The organism is Verticiella sediminum, from assembly GCF_007558815.1.
GTDB classification, from domain to species: Bacteria; Pseudomonadota; Gammaproteobacteria; order Burkholderiales; family Burkholderiaceae_B; genus Verticiella; species Verticiella sediminum.
This window is the reverse complement of the sequence record NZ_VLTJ01000014.1, coordinates 41,259-57,552: the sequence shown is the minus strand read 5'-3', so window position 1 is coordinate 57,552 and position 16,294 is coordinate 41,259. Positions and strand designations below refer to the sequence as shown.

The 16,294-nt window shown below is 69.3% G+C and carries 17 protein-coding genes; 4 read left to right on the top strand and 13 right to left on the bottom strand.

The window, feature by feature from the left end:
* Window positions 1-168 precede the first annotated feature (168 nt).
* From cysM to aroA, 13 genes are all read right to left on the bottom strand, one after another.
* Window positions 169-1,080, bottom strand: a complete 912-nt coding sequence (gene cysM / locus FOZ76_RS08750) for a cysteine synthase CysM (RefSeq protein WP_143947766.1) — start codon at window positions 1,078-1,080, stop codon at window positions 169-171.
* Between the two features lie 60 nt (window positions 1,081-1,140).
* Window positions 1,141-1,575, bottom strand: a complete 435-nt coding sequence (locus FOZ76_RS08745; protein ID WP_143947765.1) for a ComEA family DNA-binding protein — start codon at window positions 1,573-1,575, stop codon at window positions 1,141-1,143.
* 143 nt (window positions 1,576-1,718) lie between these two features.
* A complete protein-coding gene (gene rfaD / locus FOZ76_RS08740; RefSeq protein WP_143947764.1) occupies window positions 1,719-2,705 on the bottom strand; it encodes an ADP-glyceromanno-heptose 6-epimerase in 987 nt (328 codons plus the stop codon).
* Window positions 2,702-3,682, bottom strand: coding sequence for a D-glycero-beta-D-manno-heptose-7-phosphate kinase (gene rfaE1, locus FOZ76_RS08735; protein WP_143947763.1), 981 nt, complete (start codon window positions 3,680-3,682; stop codon window positions 2,702-2,704). The genes rfaD and rfaE1 overlap by 4 nt, the downstream gene beginning before the upstream one ends.
* Entirely contained in the window at window positions 3,630-4,892 is a 1,263-nt protein-coding gene (gene lapB, locus FOZ76_RS08730; RefSeq protein WP_143947762.1) for a lipopolysaccharide assembly protein LapB, read from the bottom strand. Before lapB ends, rfaE1 begins: the two co-directional genes overlap by 53 nt.
* A 28-nt stretch (window positions 4,893-4,920) precedes the next feature.
* A complete protein-coding gene (locus FOZ76_RS08725; RefSeq protein WP_143947761.1) occupies window positions 4,921-5,253 on the bottom strand; it encodes a LapA family protein in 333 nt (110 codons plus the stop codon).
* A gap of 79 nt (window positions 5,254-5,332) precedes the next feature.
* Complete coding sequence (locus FOZ76_RS08720) at window positions 5,333-6,328, bottom strand: 5-oxoprolinase subunit C family protein (protein WP_211366143.1); 996 nt, start codon at window positions 6,326-6,328, stop codon at window positions 5,333-5,335.
* On the bottom strand, window positions 6,325-7,005 hold the full coding sequence (locus FOZ76_RS08715) for a 5-oxoprolinase subunit B family protein (RefSeq protein ID WP_143947760.1): 681 nt from the start codon (window positions 7,003-7,005) through the stop codon (window positions 6,325-6,327). The genes FOZ76_RS08720 and FOZ76_RS08715 overlap by 4 nt, the downstream gene beginning before the upstream one ends.
* Window positions 7,005-7,745, bottom strand: a complete 741-nt coding sequence (locus FOZ76_RS08710) for a 5-oxoprolinase subunit PxpA (protein ID WP_143947759.1) — start codon at window positions 7,743-7,745, stop codon at window positions 7,005-7,007. The genes FOZ76_RS08715 and FOZ76_RS08710 overlap by 1 nt, the downstream gene beginning before the upstream one ends.
* Window positions 7,746-7,937: 192 nt before the next feature.
* Complete coding sequence (locus tag FOZ76_RS08705) at window positions 7,938-8,231, bottom strand: integration host factor subunit beta (RefSeq protein ID WP_143947758.1); 294 nt, start codon at window positions 8,229-8,231, stop codon at window positions 7,938-7,940.
* A 24-nt stretch (window positions 8,232-8,255) separates the two neighbouring features.
* Window positions 8,256-9,968, bottom strand: a complete 1,713-nt coding sequence (gene rpsA / locus FOZ76_RS08700) for a 30S ribosomal protein S1 (RefSeq protein ID WP_143947757.1) — start codon at window positions 9,966-9,968, stop codon at window positions 8,256-8,258.
* A 206-nt stretch (window positions 9,969-10,174) separates the two neighbouring features.
* A complete protein-coding gene (gene cmk, locus FOZ76_RS08695; RefSeq protein ID WP_143947756.1) occupies window positions 10,175-10,858 on the bottom strand; it encodes a (d)CMP kinase in 684 nt (227 codons plus the stop codon).
* Window positions 10,859-10,898: 40 nt separating this feature from the next.
* Window positions 10,899-12,245 (bottom strand): 3-phosphoshikimate 1-carboxyvinyltransferase, encoded by a 1,347-nt coding sequence (aroA, locus tag FOZ76_RS08690; protein ID WP_143947755.1) that lies wholly within the window; start codon window positions 12,243-12,245, stop codon window positions 10,899-10,901.
* A gap of 179 nt (window positions 12,246-12,424) precedes the next feature.
* On the opposite strand from aroA, the gene FOZ76_RS08685 reads away from it, so the two are divergent.
* The 4 genes from FOZ76_RS08685 (at window position 12,425) to FOZ76_RS08670 (ending at window position 16,091) form a co-directional block, all read left to right on the top strand.
* A complete protein-coding gene (locus tag FOZ76_RS08685) occupies window positions 12,425-13,048 on the top strand; it encodes a gamma-glutamylcyclotransferase (protein WP_143947754.1) in 624 nt (207 codons plus the stop codon).
* A gap of 76 nt (window positions 13,049-13,124) precedes the next feature.
* On the top strand, window positions 13,125-13,760 hold the full coding sequence (gene pdxH / locus FOZ76_RS08680; protein ID WP_143947753.1) for a pyridoxamine 5'-phosphate oxidase: 636 nt from the start codon (window positions 13,125-13,127) through the stop codon (window positions 13,758-13,760).
* Window positions 13,760-14,275 carry a flavin reductase family protein gene (locus FOZ76_RS08675; protein ID WP_143947752.1) on the top strand — a complete coding sequence of 172 codons (516 nt, stop codon included), beginning with the start codon at window positions 13,760-13,762 and terminating at the stop codon, window positions 14,273-14,275. The genes pdxH and FOZ76_RS08675 overlap by 1 nt, the downstream gene beginning before the upstream one ends.
* An 85-nt stretch (window positions 14,276-14,360) precedes the next feature.
* Entirely contained in the window at window positions 14,361-16,091 is a 1,731-nt protein-coding gene (locus FOZ76_RS08670) for a thiamine pyrophosphate-binding protein (protein WP_143947751.1), read from the top strand.
* The last annotated feature ends 203 nt before the right edge of the window (window positions 16,092-16,294 follow it).

Genomic DNA, 16,294 nt, shown 5'->3' with positions numbered 1-16,294 from the left:
AGTCCAGCCTTGAACGGGCCCCAGGAAAAAGCGCCAGGCGTTGCCGCCTTGGCGCTTTTTCATTTCCCGCACGAGGACACAGCCGCCGTCAGCAGAGCCCCGGACGCTCGGGGCGCGGCGCTGGCGGACAGTACCGCCGCGCCCCACCGGGCGAGGCAGGCTCGCGCGTCAGTCGAAGACCCCGGTGGAGAGGTAGCGGTCGCCGCGGTCGCAGACGATGAAGACGATGGTGGCATTGGACACGGTTTGCGCCACCCGCAGGGCCGCCACCAGCGCGCCCGCGGCGGAGATCCCGCCGAAGATGCCCTCCTCGGCGGCGAGGCGGCGCGCCATGGCCTCGGCGTCGGCCTGGCTGACGTACTCGAGCTGGTCGATGGCCTTGGGATCGTAGATCCTGGGCAGATAGGCTTCCGGCCACTTGCGGATGCCCGGGATCTGCGAGCCCTCCTCCGGCTGCACGCCGATGATCCGGATCGCCGGATTGAGCGGCTTCAAGGCGCGCGAAACGCCCGTGATGGTGCCGGTCGTGCCCATGGCACTGACGAAGTGCGTGACCTGCCCCGCCGTCTGCTCCCAGATCTCCGGACCGGTGCCCTCCAGGTGCGCGAGAGGATTGTCGTCGTTGGCGAACTGGTCGAGCACCAGACCCTTGCCCTCGGCCTGCATCTTGAGCGCCAGATCGCGCGCATACTCCATGCCGCCCTGGTCGGCCGGCGTGAGGATGAGCTCGGCGCCATAAGCGCGCATGGCGGCGCGGCGCTCCACCGAAAGATTGTCGGGCATGATGAGCACCATGCGATAGCCGCGCATCGCCGCCACCATGGCCAGCGCAATGCCAGTGTTGCCGCTGGTGGCCTCGATGAGCGTATCGCCCGGCTTGATCTGGCCGCGCAGCTCGGCGCGCGTGATCATCGACAGAGCCGGCCGGTCCTTCACCGAACCGGCCGGATTGTTGCCTTCGAGCTTGGCGAGAATGAGATTGCCGCGATCGGCATTGGCCTGTCCCGGCAGGCGCTGCAGGCGGACCAGCGGCGTGTTGCCGACGGTCTGCTCGACGGTGGGATAGCGGTTGGTGTCCATGCGGCAATCATAACGCGCGCCCGGGCGGCGCGGCCCGCGCGACGGCGGGCCGATACCGCCTCAGCGCCGGCTGTCGCGGCCGGCCGGCGGCGCTGCCGAAGCTGGCGCTGCCGAGGCCGCCGCAGCCGCGGGCTTGGCGCCCACGACCAGACCGGCTGCCTGCAACGCCTCGGCGCGCTTGGGCCCGATGCCGCGGATGCGATCGGTGAAATCCTGCAGCGACAGGAACGGCCCGCTGCGTTCGCGCTCGCCGACGATGAGGTTGGCCGTGCGTGGACCGATACCCTTGACGGCCTCGAGCTCGGCCGCGCTCGCCGTGTTGGCGTCGATCGGCGTGGCCATCGCGCCAGCCGACAGGCCGACACCCGCGGCCAGGGCAAGCGCCCGCGCCGCGCGGTAGAACCGCCGCATGGCCCGGCCGGCGGCGGGATGCGAAACAGCGGAAGTCTGAAGGTGGGATGCGACCGGACGCGTGCCGGCAAAGAACGGGTTCATGCGCTGACTCCTGGGTTGCGTGGCAACCGCTCCCGCCCATCGGGAGCCCGGTCTGGCCACGTCTGCAGGATGCCTGCATGCCCGCATGCGCGAACCGCGCCCGCGCGCGGAACCGACATGTCGGCTTCTACGTATCCGGCGGCTCAGCGCCCGCGCAGCTCGCGCACGTACTCGGCCACGCCGGTCTGCACGTCGCGCATCGGCGCATCGAAGCCCGCCGCGCGCAGCGCGGTGTCGTCGGCCTGCGTGTAGCTCTGGTAGCGGCCCTTCAGATCGTCCGGGAAATCGATGTAGCGGATGTAGCCCTGCGCGACGAGCGCGTCCAGGGGCAGCGCAGCCTCGCCCTTCTCCTCGCGCAGCGTGTTGACCACGGCCATGGCCACGTCGTTGAACGGCTGGGCGCGCCCGGTACCGCAGTTGTAGACGCCCGATGGGCCGCCGCGCTCCAGGAAATGCAGGTTGACCGCCACCACGTCCTTCACGGAGATGAAGTCGCGCTGCTGCCCACCGTCCGGATAGCCGTCCCAGCCACCGAACAGGCGCACATGGCCTTCGGCGAGGAACTGGTTGACGTTGTGAAAGGCCACCGAGGCCATGCGTCCCTTGTGCTGCTCGCGCGGGCCGTACACATTGAAGTAGCGCAGGCCCACCACCGGCGCGGTGAGGCTGTCCATGCGGCGGCGCAGGATCTGGTCGAACAGCAGCTTGGAATAGCCGTACACGTTCAGCGGCCGCTCGAATGCCGGATCCTCGACGTAGTCTGGCCCCGCGCCGTACACCGCGGCCGACGAGGCGTACAGGAAAGGCACCATCACGCGCTGACAGTACTCGAACAGCTCCAGCGTGTAGCGGTAGTTGTTCTCGAGCATGTAGCGCCCGTTGCGCTCGGTGGTATCCGAGCACGCGCCCTGGTGCAGCACGGCCCGCACCGCCGGCAGCTTGCCATGCGCGACGCGCTGGCGAAACTCATCCTTGTCCAGGTAGTCTGCAATGGCGCAGTCGGCCAGGTTGTTGAACTTGTCGCCGTCGGTCAGGTCGTCGACCGCGATGATGTCGTGGATGCCGCGTTCATTCAGCCCCTTGACCAGGTTGCTGCCGATGAAGCCCGCGGCGCCGGTGACGATGATCATGGTTGCAGTTCCTCGGGGGTGATGATGGAGGTGCCGAGCTTGCCGACGACAATGCCGGCGGCCCGGTTGGCCCATTGCATCGCAGCGTGCCAGTCCAGCCCGGCCGCGCGGCACACCGCCAGTGTGGCGAGCACGGTGTCGCCGGCGCCCGAGACGTCGAAGACTTCGTGCGCCTGGGCATCGACGTGATCGCGGCCGGCGTCCGTGAAGAGCGTCATGCCCTGCTCGGAGCGGGTGACGAGCAGGGCCTCGATGTCCAGGCGCGAGCGCAGGGCCTGGGCGCGGCCGAGCAGGTCGCCTTCGTCGCGCCAGCGCCCGACGGCGTCGAGCATCTCCGAGCGGTTCGGGCTGACCAGGCTGGCGCCCCGGTACCGATCGTAGTCGTCGCCCTTGGGGTCGACCAGCGCCAGCTTGCCGGCCTCGCGGGCCGCCGCGATCAGGGCCTGCACCTGGCCCAGCGCGCCCTTGGCATAATCGGACAGGACCACCACGTCGTGGCCCGCGATCAACGGCAGCACGCGCGCCGTGAGCCCGGCCACCGCCGCGGCGTCCGGCATCGCCTCGAAATCCACCCGCAGCAACTGCTGCTGACGGCCGAGCACCCGCATCTTGACCGTGGTCGGCGCGTCCGCGGCCACGAGCGCGTGCGCAATGCCTTCGGCTTCGGCCAGGCGGGCCACCACGCCCGCGGTCTCGTCGCGGCCGACCAGCCCGGCCAGCGTCACCTGAGCGCCGAGCGCGGCGATGTTGCGCGCCACGTTGGCGGCGCCGCCTAGACGGTCCTCGCTGCGCGAGACGTGCACGACGGGTACCGGCGCCTCGGGCGAGATGCGGTGCACATCGCCGAACCAGTAGCGGTCGATCATGACATCGCCGACGACCAGGATGCGCGAACGCGCAATGGCCTCGGCGGGGAATACGGAATCAGGAGCCTTCAAGTTCTTCGAGCCGCTTGGGCAAATAGGTTTCCCAGGCATTGCAGCCGGGGCACTGCCAATAGAACCGCTTGGCGCGGAACCCGCACGCCCGGCAGGCATAGCGCCCGAGCCGCTGGGTATGGCGGTTGATGAGGCTGCGCACCAGGGCCGCGTCCTCGTCGGAAATCCATTCGTCGCGCTCGTCGGCGCCGCGTTCCGGCGCCTCTCCCAGCGGCCGCTGCAACTGAGCCTGCAGCAGGCGGTCCAGGCCGAGTAGCGAGGGCCGTTTCTTCAGCGCCTGGCGGGCGAACACCCAGGCCGCACCGACGCCCCGATCGGCGTTCAAGCCCTGGAAGATGGCGTCGAACAGGTCCTGGGAAGGATAGCGCGCGTACACGTCCTGCAACAGCGCGAGCGCATCGGCCGGATTGCCGTCCTTGCGGTAGTTGGCGATCAGCGCAGGTGCGGCCATGCCGGCGAAATCCGGGCTTTCGCTCACCACGTGCTGCAGGAAGGTGCGCTCGGCCCGAACATCGCCTTCCAGCGCCGCGAGGCGGGCCTGCAGCAGGGCCACGCGTACGCGTCCGGGCGCGGTACCGGGCCGCGCGGCGGCGTCCGCTGCGTCGACGTCCATGCCGGCCAGCCGGGTGGCGGTATCCAGGGCTCGATGGGCCGCGTCCAGATCCGGCGGTGTCTGCGCCAGCGCAGCACCGGCCTGCTCGCAGTAGTAGTGCACGGCGAACGGCATCGGCTGGTCGACCAGGCCCTGCAGGGTGTTGACGGCCGCGATCGCCTTGGGCCAGTCGTGCTCGGCCTCGTAGATGCGGATCAGCGCACGCAGGGCCTCTGCGGCAAAGCGGGTGGACTTCAGGCGCTCGAAGCCGTCCTCGGCCCGGTCCAGCATGCCCGCCTTGAGATAGTCCTGGGCCAGTTCCAGCAGCGCCTGATCGCGCTGGTTGTCCGGCAGGTCATTGCGTTGCAGCAGATTCTGGTGCACCCGGATCGCCCGTTCGAGTTCGCCGCGCCGGCGAAACAGGCTGCCCAGGGCGAAGTGCAGCTCGACCGTCTCGGGATCGAGCTTGGCGACCTCGATGAAGGCGTCGATCGCGCGGTCGGGCTCTTCGTTGAGCAGGAAGTTCAGACCGCGGAAATAGGAGTCCGGCAGCTTGCGGTGCTCGGACAGCATCTGGCGCACGTCCACGCGCGCCGCGATCCAGCCGAGCCCGAAGAGCACCGGAACGAGAATGAGCCACCAGAGATCGAAATCCACGTGTTGCGTCCTGCCGTGAACCGCGCGCTCAGATCGGCGACAGCGGGGCGACCTCGTCGGGCGACGGCTGGGCCGTCGTGCTCTCGCGCCCGGCGCGGCTCGCCTCGGCCTCGCGCAGCCGCTCCAGCTCGCGGCGCACCTTGGCCAGTTCGCGCCGGCGACGCAGCCCGGCGGGCACCGTCAGCAGCAGCCCGAAGATGCCGCCCACGACGAAAGTCGCCAGCATGACCACGATCAGCGGGACTTCGGCGACGAGATGATCGGCATAGAAACGCACCGTGACCGGGTCGGTATTCTTGAGTGCGAACATGAGCACCGCGACGAACACCAGCAGCCGCAGGGCCCAGATCAGATAACGCATGTTGTCCGCTCCGGAAAATGGGAACCGTGATTGTAGCGGGTCGCTGCGCCCGCCCGGCATGCCGAGGATGCGCTGCGCGCTATGTGCGCCGCAGGCGTAGCTGGGTGCTCGCGCGCAAATCCGCCTCGGCCTCCTCCTGCGTCGTCGGCAAGAAACGCACCGGCTCCTTGGGCCGCGCCTGACAGACGCGCCCGAAGTCCAGCGGGTGCACGAAACCGATGACCGGGTAGCCGCCCATGGTCTGCCGATCCGCAGCCAGTACGATCGGCTGGCCATCGGGCGGCACCTGGATCGCACCCCAGACCATGCCCTGCGACCACTGCCGCGCGGGCGCCGACAATGGGCGCTCGCCCTTCAGGCGGATGCCCTTGCGATCCGAATCCACCGAGACTTCCCACGGCTGTCCATAGAAACGCTCCATCGCGTCGGGCTCGAAGGCGCCCTCGCCGAGATTCGGAATGACGCGGATGACGGCGTTGCGCGCGTAGTCGGGGACGAGTTCGGCGACGGGCCGCGCGCGGTGCCGATGCGCGTGCGGTGCCGGCGCACACGCCAGCCAATCGTCGCGCCGCAGCGGCGCGCCGTCCCCGTGCAGCCCGCCCAGCCCGTCCTGCACGTGCGTGGCCACGCTGCCGAGTACCGGCGTGGCGGCGAAGCCGCCGACCGCCGCCAGGTAGGCGCGCTGCCCCCATCGCGCATAGCCCAGCACCAGATGCTGCCCCCGGCGCACCGCAAACCTAGACCAGCCGGCCAGGCGGCGGCCATCCAGGGTCAGGGGCATGTCGGCGCCGGTGACCGCCAGCCACGTATCGACCTCGACCGCGAAGGCCACGCCCCCCAACGCCATCTCGACCACCGACGTGTTGCGCGGGTTGTCGAGCAAGCGGTTGGCCCATGCCGCGGCATACGGGTCCATCGGCCCCGCGGGCGACACGCCGATGTGCTGCCAACCTCGCCGGCCGCCATCCTGCAGCAGGCTGAGCGGCCCGGACTTGATGACGCGCAAGCCGCAGGCAGGCTCGGCCTGCGTGGCGTCGCCCGTGTGCGCCCCCATTTGCACTGCGTCGCGCTTCATGCCTGCCCTCCCGCCGCCCGATAGAAGGCTTCGTCCACGGCCTCGAACCGCACATGGTCGCCCGCCGCGATCAGGCACGGCGGGTCGCGGCGGGCGTCGAAGGGGCGCCATGCGGTGTAGCCCAGCACGTGCCAGCCTCCTGGCGAGACCTGGGGATAGATCGTGCTCTGCCGCTCGGCGATCGCCACGCTGCCCGCGGGCAGGCGCACGCGGGGCGTGCGCCGGCGCGGCAGGGCCAGGCGGGCGTCGAGCGGGCCGAGATACGCCTGGCCGGGCGCGAATCCGATGGCGCCGACGAGGAACTCCTGTCCGCTGTGCAAGGCGACGACTTCGTCCTCGCCCATACCGCAGGCCTTGGCGACGGCGGCCAGGTCGGGGCCTGCATACCAGACCGGCACCACGTGCAGCGCGGATGCGCGCTCGGCAACCCGCGCGCCCTGCTGTTGCCAGGCCTGGAGCACCGGCGCAAGGCACTCGCGCAATTGCGCCAGCGTGAGCGCGAACGGGTCGTAGTGCACCGTCAAGGTGTTCCAGCCGGGAACCAGGTCGGTCAAGCGCGCGCCCAACGCCTGGCGCACACCGTCGGCCAGCGCTTCGATGCGTGCGGGCGTGTCGCGCTGCGGCTCCTGCGGCAGGCTCAGGCAGGCGGCGCCGATGCCGAAACCGTCGATACGCATCAGAGAGCCTCCAGCGCACGGCGCAGCCGCGCCACGACGGCCAGCGATTCGGCATTGTCGCCATGCACGCACAAGGTGTGCGCTTCCAGGCGGACCGGCTCCCCGTCGAGACCGTCGAACGCCTCGCCGCGGGCGATGGCCAGGCCCTGCGCGAAAATGCGCTCGGGATCGTGGTGCACCGCGCCCGCGACGCTGCGCGGCACCATCTCGCCACCGTTGCGATAGGCCCGGTCGGCAAAGGCCTCGAACAGCAAGGGCACGCCCGCAGCCTGGGCGAGGCTGCGCTCGCGCGCGTTGTCCGCGCACGCGCCCGTCATCAGGGGCAAGCCGCCCAAGCTCGCACACGCGCGCAGCACGGCGCCGAAAACGGCGTCGTCGCGCGCCATATCGTTATAGAGGGCGCCATGAGGTTTGACGTAGTCCACCTGGGTGCCGTGGGCCCGGCAGAACGCCTGCAGCGCCCCGACCTGATACATGACGATGGCCTGAATCTCGTGCGCGGCGCAAGCCATGTGGCGGCGGCCAAAGCCGACCAGGTCGGGATAGGCAGGGTGGGCCCCGATGCTCACACCATGGCGCGCCGCCAGCGCCACCGTGCGCGCCATCGTGACCGGGTCGGACGCGTGAAAACCGCAGGCGAGATTGGCCTGGTCGACATGGACGATCGCAGCCTCGTCATCGCCCATGGTCCAGGCGCCGAAGCTCTCGCCCATGTCGCAATTCAAGAGTAGACGTTTCATGCAGACCCCGCTCGGCCACGACGACGGCGCGAACGCGCCTGCCAGGGGCCAAGCATAGCCCAGGAGCCCGGCAGGCGTAACCGGGCGCGGACGGGCGAGGCATCTGCCGCGGCGCCATGGCACGGCAGCCGGAAAGCACGAAGCCCTCCTTGCGGAGGGCTTCGTTCCTGCTTCATCGAGGCCAGCGTCAGCTTACTGGCCCGTGGCTTTCATATCCACGCGTTCGCGCAATTCCTTGCCGGGCTTGAAGTGCGGCACCCGTTTCTCGGGTACCAGCACCTGCTGGCCCGACTTGGGATTGCGCCCGACGCGCGGCGGCCGGCATGACAGCGAAAAGCTGCCAAAACCGCGGATCTCGATGCGCTGGCCGGCCTCGAGGGCCTGCGCCATGGCGTCGAGCACGGTCTTGACGGCCAGGTCCACGTCGCGCGCCGCCAACTGCGGGTAGCGCGCGGCCAGACGTGCGATGAGTTCCGACTTGGTCACGGGCTCGTCTGCGCGCCGCGTGACTTAGTTGTCACGCTGTTCGAGCTTGGCCTTGAGCAGCGCACCCAGGTTGGTCGTACCCGAGGAAGCGCTGGCGTCGGACATGCGCTGGATCGCGGTAGCGGTCTCGGCATTGTCCTTGGCCTTGATCGACAACTGGATCGAACGCGCCTTGCGGTCGATGTTGATGATCATGGCTTCGACGGTATCGCCGGCGTTCAGCACCGTGGTGGCGTCCTCGACGCGGCCCTGGGAGATTTCCGAGGCGCGCAGGTAGCCGTCCACGTCCACCGACAGGGTCACGACGGCGCCCTTGGGCTCGACGGACTTGACGGTACCCGACATGACGGCGCCCTTGTCGTAGGTGGCCACGAAGTTGTTGAACGGATCGCCTTCGAGCTGCTTGATGCCCAGGGAGATGCGCTCCTTGTCGGTGTCGATGCCGAGCACGACGGCCTCGACTTCGTCGCCCTTCTTGAAGTTGCGCACGGCTTCCTCGCCCGTCTCGCTCCAGGAGAGGTCGGACAGGTGCACCAGGCCGTCGATGCCGCCGGGCAGGCCGACGAACACGCCGAAGTCGGTGATCGACTTGATGGCGCCGCGGACCTTGTCGCCACGCTTGTGGTTGATCGCGAACTCTTCCCACGGGTTGGCGCGGCACTGCTTCATGCCCAGCGAGATGCGGCGACGGTCTTCGTCGATCTCGAGCACCATGACTTCGACTTCGTCGCCCAGGGTCACGACCTTGCGCGGATCGACGTTCTTGTTGGTCCAGTCCATTTCGGACACGTGGACCAGGCCTTCGATGCCGGCTTCGACTTCGACGAACGCACCGTAGTCGGTCAGGTTGGTGACCTTGCCGAACAGGCGCGTGCCTTGCGGGTAGCGGCGAGCCAGGCCGATCCAGGGATCTTCGCCCAGTTGCTTGACGCCCAGCGAGACGCGGTTCTTTTCCTGGTCGAACTTGAGGACCTTGGCTTCGACTTCCTGGCCCACGGACAGGACTTCGGACGGGTGACGCACACGGCGCCAGGCCATGTCGGTGATGTGCAGCAGGCCGTCGATGCCGCCCAGGTCGATGAACGCACCGTAGTCGGTGATGTTCTTGACGATACCCTTGACGATCGCGCCTTCGTGCAGCGTCTCGAGCAGCTTCTCGCGCTCTTCGCCCATGTTGGCTTCGAGCACGGCGCGGCGCGACAGCACCACGTTGTTGCGCTTGCGGTCGAGCTTGATGACCTTGAATTCGAGGGTCTTGCCTTCGTACGGCGTGGTGTCCTTGACGGGACGCAGGTCGACCAGCGAGCCCGGCAGGAACGCGCGGATGCCGTTGGTCATGACCGTCAGGCCGCCCTTGACCTTGCCGGTGATCGTGCCGGTGATCAGTTCGCCGGTTTCCAGCGCGGTCTCGAGGTTGAGCCAGGCCGACAGGCGCTTGGCACGGTCGCGCGACAGCACCGTGTCGCCGTAGCCGTTCTCGAGCGAGTCGATGGCCACCGAGACGAAGTCGCCTTCTTCGACTTCGAGCTCACCCTGGTCGTTGAGGAATTCCTCGAGGGGGATCAGCGCTTCGGACTTCAGCCCGGCGTTGACGACGACGAAGTTGTGGTCGATGCGGACCACTTCGGCGGAGATGACCTCGCCGGACTTCATCTGCTGATTCTTGATGCTTTCTTCGAACAGGGCGGCGAAGCTTTCCAGGCCGCTCTCGGGGGTTTGGGTGGAAACCGAAGACATTAAGTTGGATCCATGGCCAACGTTGGCCAGTTGCACACCGACGACGACGGGATTGCCGTGCCAGTGGTGTTCAAAAACCCCGGGTCGTATGGACGAACCGAGGGCCTCGTTTGCACTGCGAAACTACGAATCTGGGGTGCTGCAAGCGGGTTTCAAGGCCTGGCCGGTTGCCAGGCGCCGCACCCGCTCATAGCGGGCGCGCGGCGTTACGCGCGCGAATCCGCGGGCGACGATACACCAGCATTGCCATACCATGTCAAGATCTGCTGCACGGTTTCTTCGATGCTGAGCTCGGACGAATCGAGGATTCTGGCCCCGTGGGCGGGCTTGAGCGGCGCGGCCTGCCGGCCCGTGTCGCGCGCATCGCGTGCCTGCAAATCTTCTAGCAGGTCTCGAATATTAGCAGAAATACCCTTTTCCAACAATTGCTTATAGCGGCGTTCGGCGCGCGCCTGGGCGCTGGCGACCAGGAACACCTTGAGCTGGGCGTCGGGAAACACCACGGTGCCCATGTCGCGCCCGTCGGCCACCAGGCCAGGCACGCGACGGAACGCCTGCTGGCGCGCGAGCAGGGCCTCGCGCACGGCCGGATAGGCCGCCACGCGCGACGCCAGATTGCCGACCGCCTCCTGGCGGATCGCCTCCGAGACCTCCTCGCCGTCCAGCCAGACGCCGTCGCCGAAGCAGACGTCGAGCTCGCGCGCGAGACGCGCAGCCTGCTCCGGATCGTCGCCGCTCACGCCCGCGCGCCGGCAGGCCAGCGCGGTGAGCCGGTACAGCGCGCCGCTGTCCAGCACGTGCCAGTCGCCCAGCGCGCGCGCCACCAGTGCCGCGATCGTCCCCTTGCCCGAGGCGGTGGGCCCGTCGATGGTGATGACCGGAATATTCATGGCTTTAGCTCCTGTCGCCGGGCGGCCGGGCTGGGGGCGCTCATGCCACCAATCCCGCGTAGACATCGAAATAGGTCGGGAAGGTCTTGCCCACGCAGCCGGGGTCGAGGATGGTGACGGCGGTGGGGCCGAAGGCGGCGAGCGAGAAGCTCATGGCCATGCGATGGTCGTCCCAGGTGCCGATCTCGGCGGCGCCGGCCCAGCCTCCCGCCAGTTCGGGCGGCGTCACGCGCAGCCAGTCGTCGCCAGTCTGCACGCCGGCGCCGAGCTTGGCGAGTTCGACCGCCATCGCGTGGATGCGATCGGTCTCCTTCACACGCCAGCTCCCGATGTTGCGCAAGCGGCACGGGCCGTCCGCATACAGGGCGAGCACGGCGGCCGTCATCGCCGCGTCGGGAATCAGATTGAAGTCGGTGTCGAAGGCGCGCAGGCGCGCGCCTGCGGCCACCGGCGCCCCGCGCGTCTCGATCCAGTCCGCGCCGCGGACCACCTCCGCCCCCATGGCGGCGAGCGTGTCGGCGAAGGCGATGTCGCCTTGGATGCTGTTCGCGCCGACGCCGGTGATGCGCACCGGGCCGCCCCCGAGCAGGCCGAGGGCGAGGAAATACGAGGCCGACGAGGCGTCGCCCTCGACCGCATAGGCGCCCGGCGCCCGATAGGCGGCCGTCGCGGGTACCCGGAAGCGCCGCCAGCCCTCGCGCCCGACCTGCACGCCGAAGCGCGCCATGAGGTTCAGCGTGATGTCGATGTACGGCTTGGAAATGAGCTCGCCCTGCACCTCGAACACCACGTCTCGCCCGGCCTGGCGTGCGACCAAAGGCGCGGCCATCAGCAGCGCCGTGAGGAACTGGCTCGAGACGTTGCCGGCGACCGGAATCGGCGCCTCGGCGCACACCTGAGCGAGCGCCTCGATGCGCAGCGGCGGATAGCCTTCGTTCGTCTCGTAGCCCACCTGCGCGCCGAGCGCGCGCAAGGCATCGACCAGATCGCCGATAGGCCGCTCGTGCATGCGCGGCACGCCGCTCAGGCGATACCGGCCGCCGTTGCCGGCGAGCGCGAGTGCGGCCGTGAGCGGCCGGAACGCCGTGCCGGCGTTGCCGAGGAAGATGTCGGCCTCGCGCACCGGAAACCGCCCCTCGCCGCGCACGATCACGTCGCCGGGCGCACTGCCCTCGAGGGCCACGCCGAGTGTGCGCAAGGCCGCCAGCATGACGCGCGTGTCATCGGAATCGAGCAGCCCCGAGATACGGGTCTCGCCCTCGGCGAGCGCGGCCAGCAGCAGGGCCCGGTTGGAAATGCTCTTGGAGCCGGGCATGGGCGCGACACCGCTGGCGCGGCGCGCGCGCGGCAGGGCCAGGCGGTCTGGACGATCGGACGAGGAGGACATGTGTGGCATGGGAACGACAATTCGACGGGGAGCCCGGCCTGGCGGCCCTTATGACCGAAGACCGCACCTGCGATAACTCCGGATTAGAACAAAAAGGCGCAAAATGTGCGCTATGCCCGCGCGGGCAGCCGGCTCGGCAATCCGCGCGATGCACACATCGCATTCGTCCTGCCTGCGCCATGAACGCCGTCTTGTCCCCTGCGCCCTGCCCGTCCACGTTCCGCCTGCTCACGTCAGAAGAGCGGCAAGCCTCGATGCACGCCACGCTGGCCTGCGGCTGGAACGGCAGCGAGGACGTCTGGATATTCGGCTATGGCTCGCTCATCTGGCGACCCGAGTTCGACCACGCCGAGCAGCGCCTGGGCCTGGTGCGCGGCTACCATCGGTCGCTGTGCCTCTGGTCGCGGATCAACCGCGGCACTCCCGAGAACCCCGGGCTGGTGTTCGGACTGGATCGCGGCGGCGCCTGCCGCGGCATGGTGTTCCGGCTGCGCTCGGACGACGTGGCCATGGTGTTCCCTGCGCTCTGGGAGCGCGAGATGGCCTCGGGCGCCTACCTGCCCCGCTGGCTGCGCTGCGAGACGGTCCATGGCGACGTGCGCGCCCTGGTGTTCGTCATGGACCGCGACAGCCCCAGCTATGCCGGCCAGCTCGCCAGCGACGCGGTGCTGGCCGCCGTGCGCAACGGGATCGGCAAGTACGGCCGCTGCGTCGAGTACGTCGCCAGTACCGCACGCGCCCTGCGCGAGCACGGCATTGCCGATCACCGCCTGGAGCGCATCGTCCACCAGCTCGCCGAGTAGGCCGGCGCGGCCGGTTACACTCGAGGCGCACGCGCGCTTCCCATCGAGGCGCGTGCCGCCCCCACGAGTCCACCCCATGTCCCTAGCCGATCTTCGCGAAAACTACGAGAAAGGCGTGCTGCTCGAAGCCGACGTTGCCGCCTCGCCCTACGTGCAGTTCCAGCACTGGTTCGACGAGGCGCTCGCCGCCCGCGTGCCCGAAGCCAACGCGATGACCCTCGCCACGGCGAATCCCGACGGCAGGCCCGCCGCACGCATCGTCCTGCTCAAGGGCTTCGACGAGCGCGGCTTCGTCTTCTACACCAATTACACCTCGCGCAAGGCCGAGGAGATCGAGGCCGGCCGCTGGGCGGCCCTGCTCTTCTTCTGGCAGCCGCTGGAACGGCAGGTCCGCATCGAAGGCCGCGTCGAGCGCGTCAGCGACGAGGAGTCCGATGCCTACTTCGCCAGCCGCCCGCTCGGCTCGCGCATCGGCGCCTGGAGTTCGCCCCAGAGCCAGCCCATCCCCGATCGCGAGGTGCTGGTGCTGCGCGAGGCCGAGATGCGCCAGCGTTTCGGCGACGCTCCGCCCCGTCCGCCGCACTGGGGCGGCTACCGTGTCATCCCCGATGCCATCGAATTCTGGCAGGGCCGCTCTTCGCGCCTGCACGATCGTCTCGTCTACCGTCTCGATGCCCAGGGCGCCTGGCGCATCGTCCGCCTCGCCCCCTGATGTCGCCCTCCACTGCACGCGCTCCCGAATTCGACGATCTCGCCTTTCGCCGCACGCTCGGGCGCTTCCCGACCGGCGTGACGATCATCACCGCCCGCGGCGCGGACGACCGCCCGGTGGGCCTCACCGTCAGCTCGTTCAACTCCGTCTCGCTCGCGCCACCCCTGGTGCTGTGGAGCCTTGCCCGGCGTTCGACCTCGCTGGAAGTCTTCCAGACCGTGGAACGCTACGCCATCCATGTGCTTGCCTCGGGCCAGGCCAGCCTGGCCCGCCAGTTCGCCTTGCCGGGAGACCGCTTCGCCAATGTCGACTGGTCGTTCAACGCCGACGGCGTGCCCATCCTGCGCGACGCCTGCACGGCCGCAAGGCTGGAGTGTTTCAACCGGAGCCGTTACCCTGAAGGCGATCACATCATCCTGGTCGGCGAGGTCGAACGCTGCGAGCACAACACGCAGATGCCCCTGGTCTTTCATGCCGGAGGCTTCCACCTGACCCCGGGACACGAGACACCCTAACGCCGGTCGACGCCGCGGCTGCCCCTGCGTCAGCCGGCACAGGCCCGCAGCCTGAACGCGCGGGCCTTGCATCGGAGACACGCGCATGAGCACCCAACCCACCACGGCAAGCTCCCCGGCCCACGATGGCGCACACCGCGCGCCCGGCGCCCGGCCCGGAGGCCGCATCCTCGTCGACCAGCTACGCGCGCATGGCGTGCAGCACGTGTTCTGCGTGCCCGGCGAAAGCTATCTCGCCGTCCTCGACGCCTTGCACGACACCGAGGTCGCGATCACGGTTTGCCGTCAGGAAGGCGGCGCGGCCATGATGGCGGAGGCCCACGGCAAGCTCACGGGCGAACCCGGCATCTGCCTCGTCACCCGCGCGCCCGGCGCGACCAACGCCTCGGCCGGCATCCACATCGCAATGCAGGACTCCACGCCGATGATCGTGTTCGTCGGCCAGATCGAACGCGGCATGCGCGATCGCGAGGCCTTCCAGGAACTCGACTACCGCGCCGCCTTCGGCGCGCAGGCCAAATGGGCCACCGAAATCGACGACGTGCGCCGCCTGCCGGAGATCGTATCCCGGGCCTTTCACGTCGCCACCTCGGGCCGGCCGGGCCCGGTCGTGATCGCCCTGCCGGAAGACATGCTGACCGAGGTCGCGGACGTGGCCGACGCACCGCGCTATGCGCCGGTGCAGCCCTCCCCCGCCGCGACGCACCTGGCTCAGTTGGGCCACCTGCTCGAACGCGCCGAGCGTCCGCTCGCGATCCTGGGCGGCAGCACCTGGGATGCCGAAGCGGTCACGCGCTTTGCCCGCTTCGCCGAGCAGAGCCAATTGCCGGTCGCCGTCTCGTTCCGTCGCCAGATGCTGTTCCCGGCCACGCATCCCTGCTATGTCGGAGACCTGGGTCTGGGCGCCAACCCCGCCCTGCTCCAGGCGGTGCGCGAGGCCGACCTGATCCTCATGGTGGGCGGCCGTTTCTCCGAAGTGCCCAGCCAGGCCTACACCCTGCTCGACATCCCCGCGCCGGCGCAGACGCTGGTCCACGTGCACCCGGACAGCAACGAGCTGAACCGCGTCTACCGCGCCGCCGTGCCCATCAATGCCGACGCGCGGGCCTTCTGCTCGGCCCTGGGCGTGGTCCCCAACCTGGCCGGCATCCCATGGGCCGAGCGCACCCGGGCCCTGCACGCGTCCTATCTGGCCTGGAGCGATCCGGGCGCCATCCGCAGCCCCGGGCCCCTCCAGATGGGCGAGATCATGGCCTGGCTGGGCGAGCACCTGCCGGCCGACGCCATCCTGTGCAACGGCGCCGGCAACTACGCCACCTGGCTGCATCGCTTTCACCGCTACAACGCCTACGGCACTCAGCTCGCTCCCACCTCCGGGTCCATGGGCTACGGGGTGCCCGCCGCCATCGGCGCCAAGCGCATCCAGCCCGAGCGCACCGTCGTGGCCTTCGCGGGCGACGGCTGCTTTCTCATGCATGGGCAGGAGTTCGCCACCGCGGTGCAATACGGCCTGGCCGTCATCGTCGTCGTGATCGACAACGGCATGTACGGCACGATCCGCATGCACCAGGAGCGCAACTATCCGGGGCGTGAATCCGCCACTGCGCTGCACAACCCCGATTTCGCCGCCTACGCGGTGGCCTTCGGCGGCCACGGCGAGCGGGTCGAGCGCACCGAGCAGTTCGCCCCGGCCTTCGAGCACGCGGTGGCCAGCGGCAAGCCGGCCATCCTGCACTGCCTGCTCGATCCCGAAGCGATCACGCCCAGCGCCACGCTCAGCCAGATCCGCGAGCAGGGCTTGCGCGCACAGGGCTGAAGCGGGCCGCGGCTCGCGCTCGGCGGTTCATGCCGCCGTGTGATCCAGGGCCTCTCCAGCGCGGGGCCTGCCGCGGCATGGCCCGCCGGTCGTCCTGGCGCTTGTTGACAGGCCCTAAGGGTTTTCCGGACTGCCCCGCCCCGCTCAAGCTCTCTAACCTCGGGTTTCCGGCCCACACCCGGGCCGACACCACAAAGGGGGAG

Bases quoted from the DNA above. Each gene is read 5' to 3' on its own strand.
- cysM (WP_143947766.1), bottom strand. From the start codon at position 1,080: ATGGACACCAACCGCTATCCCACCGTCGAGCAGACCGTCGGCAACACG.
- FOZ76_RS08685 (WP_143947754.1), top strand. From the start codon at position 12,425: ATGAACGCCGTCTTGTCCCCTGCGCCCTGCCCGTCCACGTTCCGCCTG.
- pdxH (WP_143947753.1), top strand. From the start codon at position 13,125: ATGTCCCTAGCCGATCTTCGCGAAAACTACGAGAAAGGCGTGCTGCTC.
- FOZ76_RS08715 (WP_143947760.1), bottom strand. From the start codon at position 7,005: ATGCGTATCGACGGTTTCGGCATCGGCGCCGCCTGCCTGAGCCTGCCG.
- FOZ76_RS08745 (WP_143947765.1), bottom strand. From the start codon at position 1,575: ATGAACCCGTTCTTTGCCGGCACGCGTCCGGTCGCATCCCACCTTCAG.
- FOZ76_RS08710 (WP_143947759.1), bottom strand. From the start codon at position 7,745: ATGAAACGTCTACTCTTGAATTGCGACATGGGCGAGAGCTTCGGCGCC.
- cmk (WP_143947756.1), bottom strand. From the start codon at position 10,858: ATGAATATTCCGGTCATCACCATCGACGGGCCCACCGCCTCGGGCAAG.
- FOZ76_RS08720 (WP_211366143.1), bottom strand. From the start codon at position 6,328: ATGAAGCGCGACGCAGTGCAAATGGGGGCGCACACGGGCGACGCCACG.
- aroA (WP_143947755.1), bottom strand. From the start codon at position 12,245: ATGTCCTCCTCGTCCGATCGTCCAGACCGCCTGGCCCTGCCGCGCGCG.
- FOZ76_RS08675 (WP_143947752.1), top strand. From the start codon at position 13,760: ATGTCGCCCTCCACTGCACGCGCTCCCGAATTCGACGATCTCGCCTTT.
- FOZ76_RS08725 (WP_143947761.1), bottom strand. From the start codon at position 5,253: ATGCGTTATCTGATCTGGGCCCTGCGGCTGCTGGTGTTCGTCGCGGTG.
- rfaD (WP_143947764.1), bottom strand. From the start codon at position 2,705: ATGATCATCGTCACCGGCGCCGCGGGCTTCATCGGCAGCAACCTGGTC.
- rpsA (WP_143947757.1), bottom strand. From the start codon at position 9,968: ATGTCTTCGGTTTCCACCCAAACCCCCGAGAGCGGCCTGGAAAGCTTC.
- FOZ76_RS08670 (WP_143947751.1), top strand. From the start codon at position 14,361: ATGAGCACCCAACCCACCACGGCAAGCTCCCCGGCCCACGATGGCGCA.
- rfaE1 (WP_143947763.1), bottom strand. From the start codon at position 3,682: ATGCCTGGGAAACCTATTTGCCCAAGCGGCTCGAAGAACTTGAAGGCT.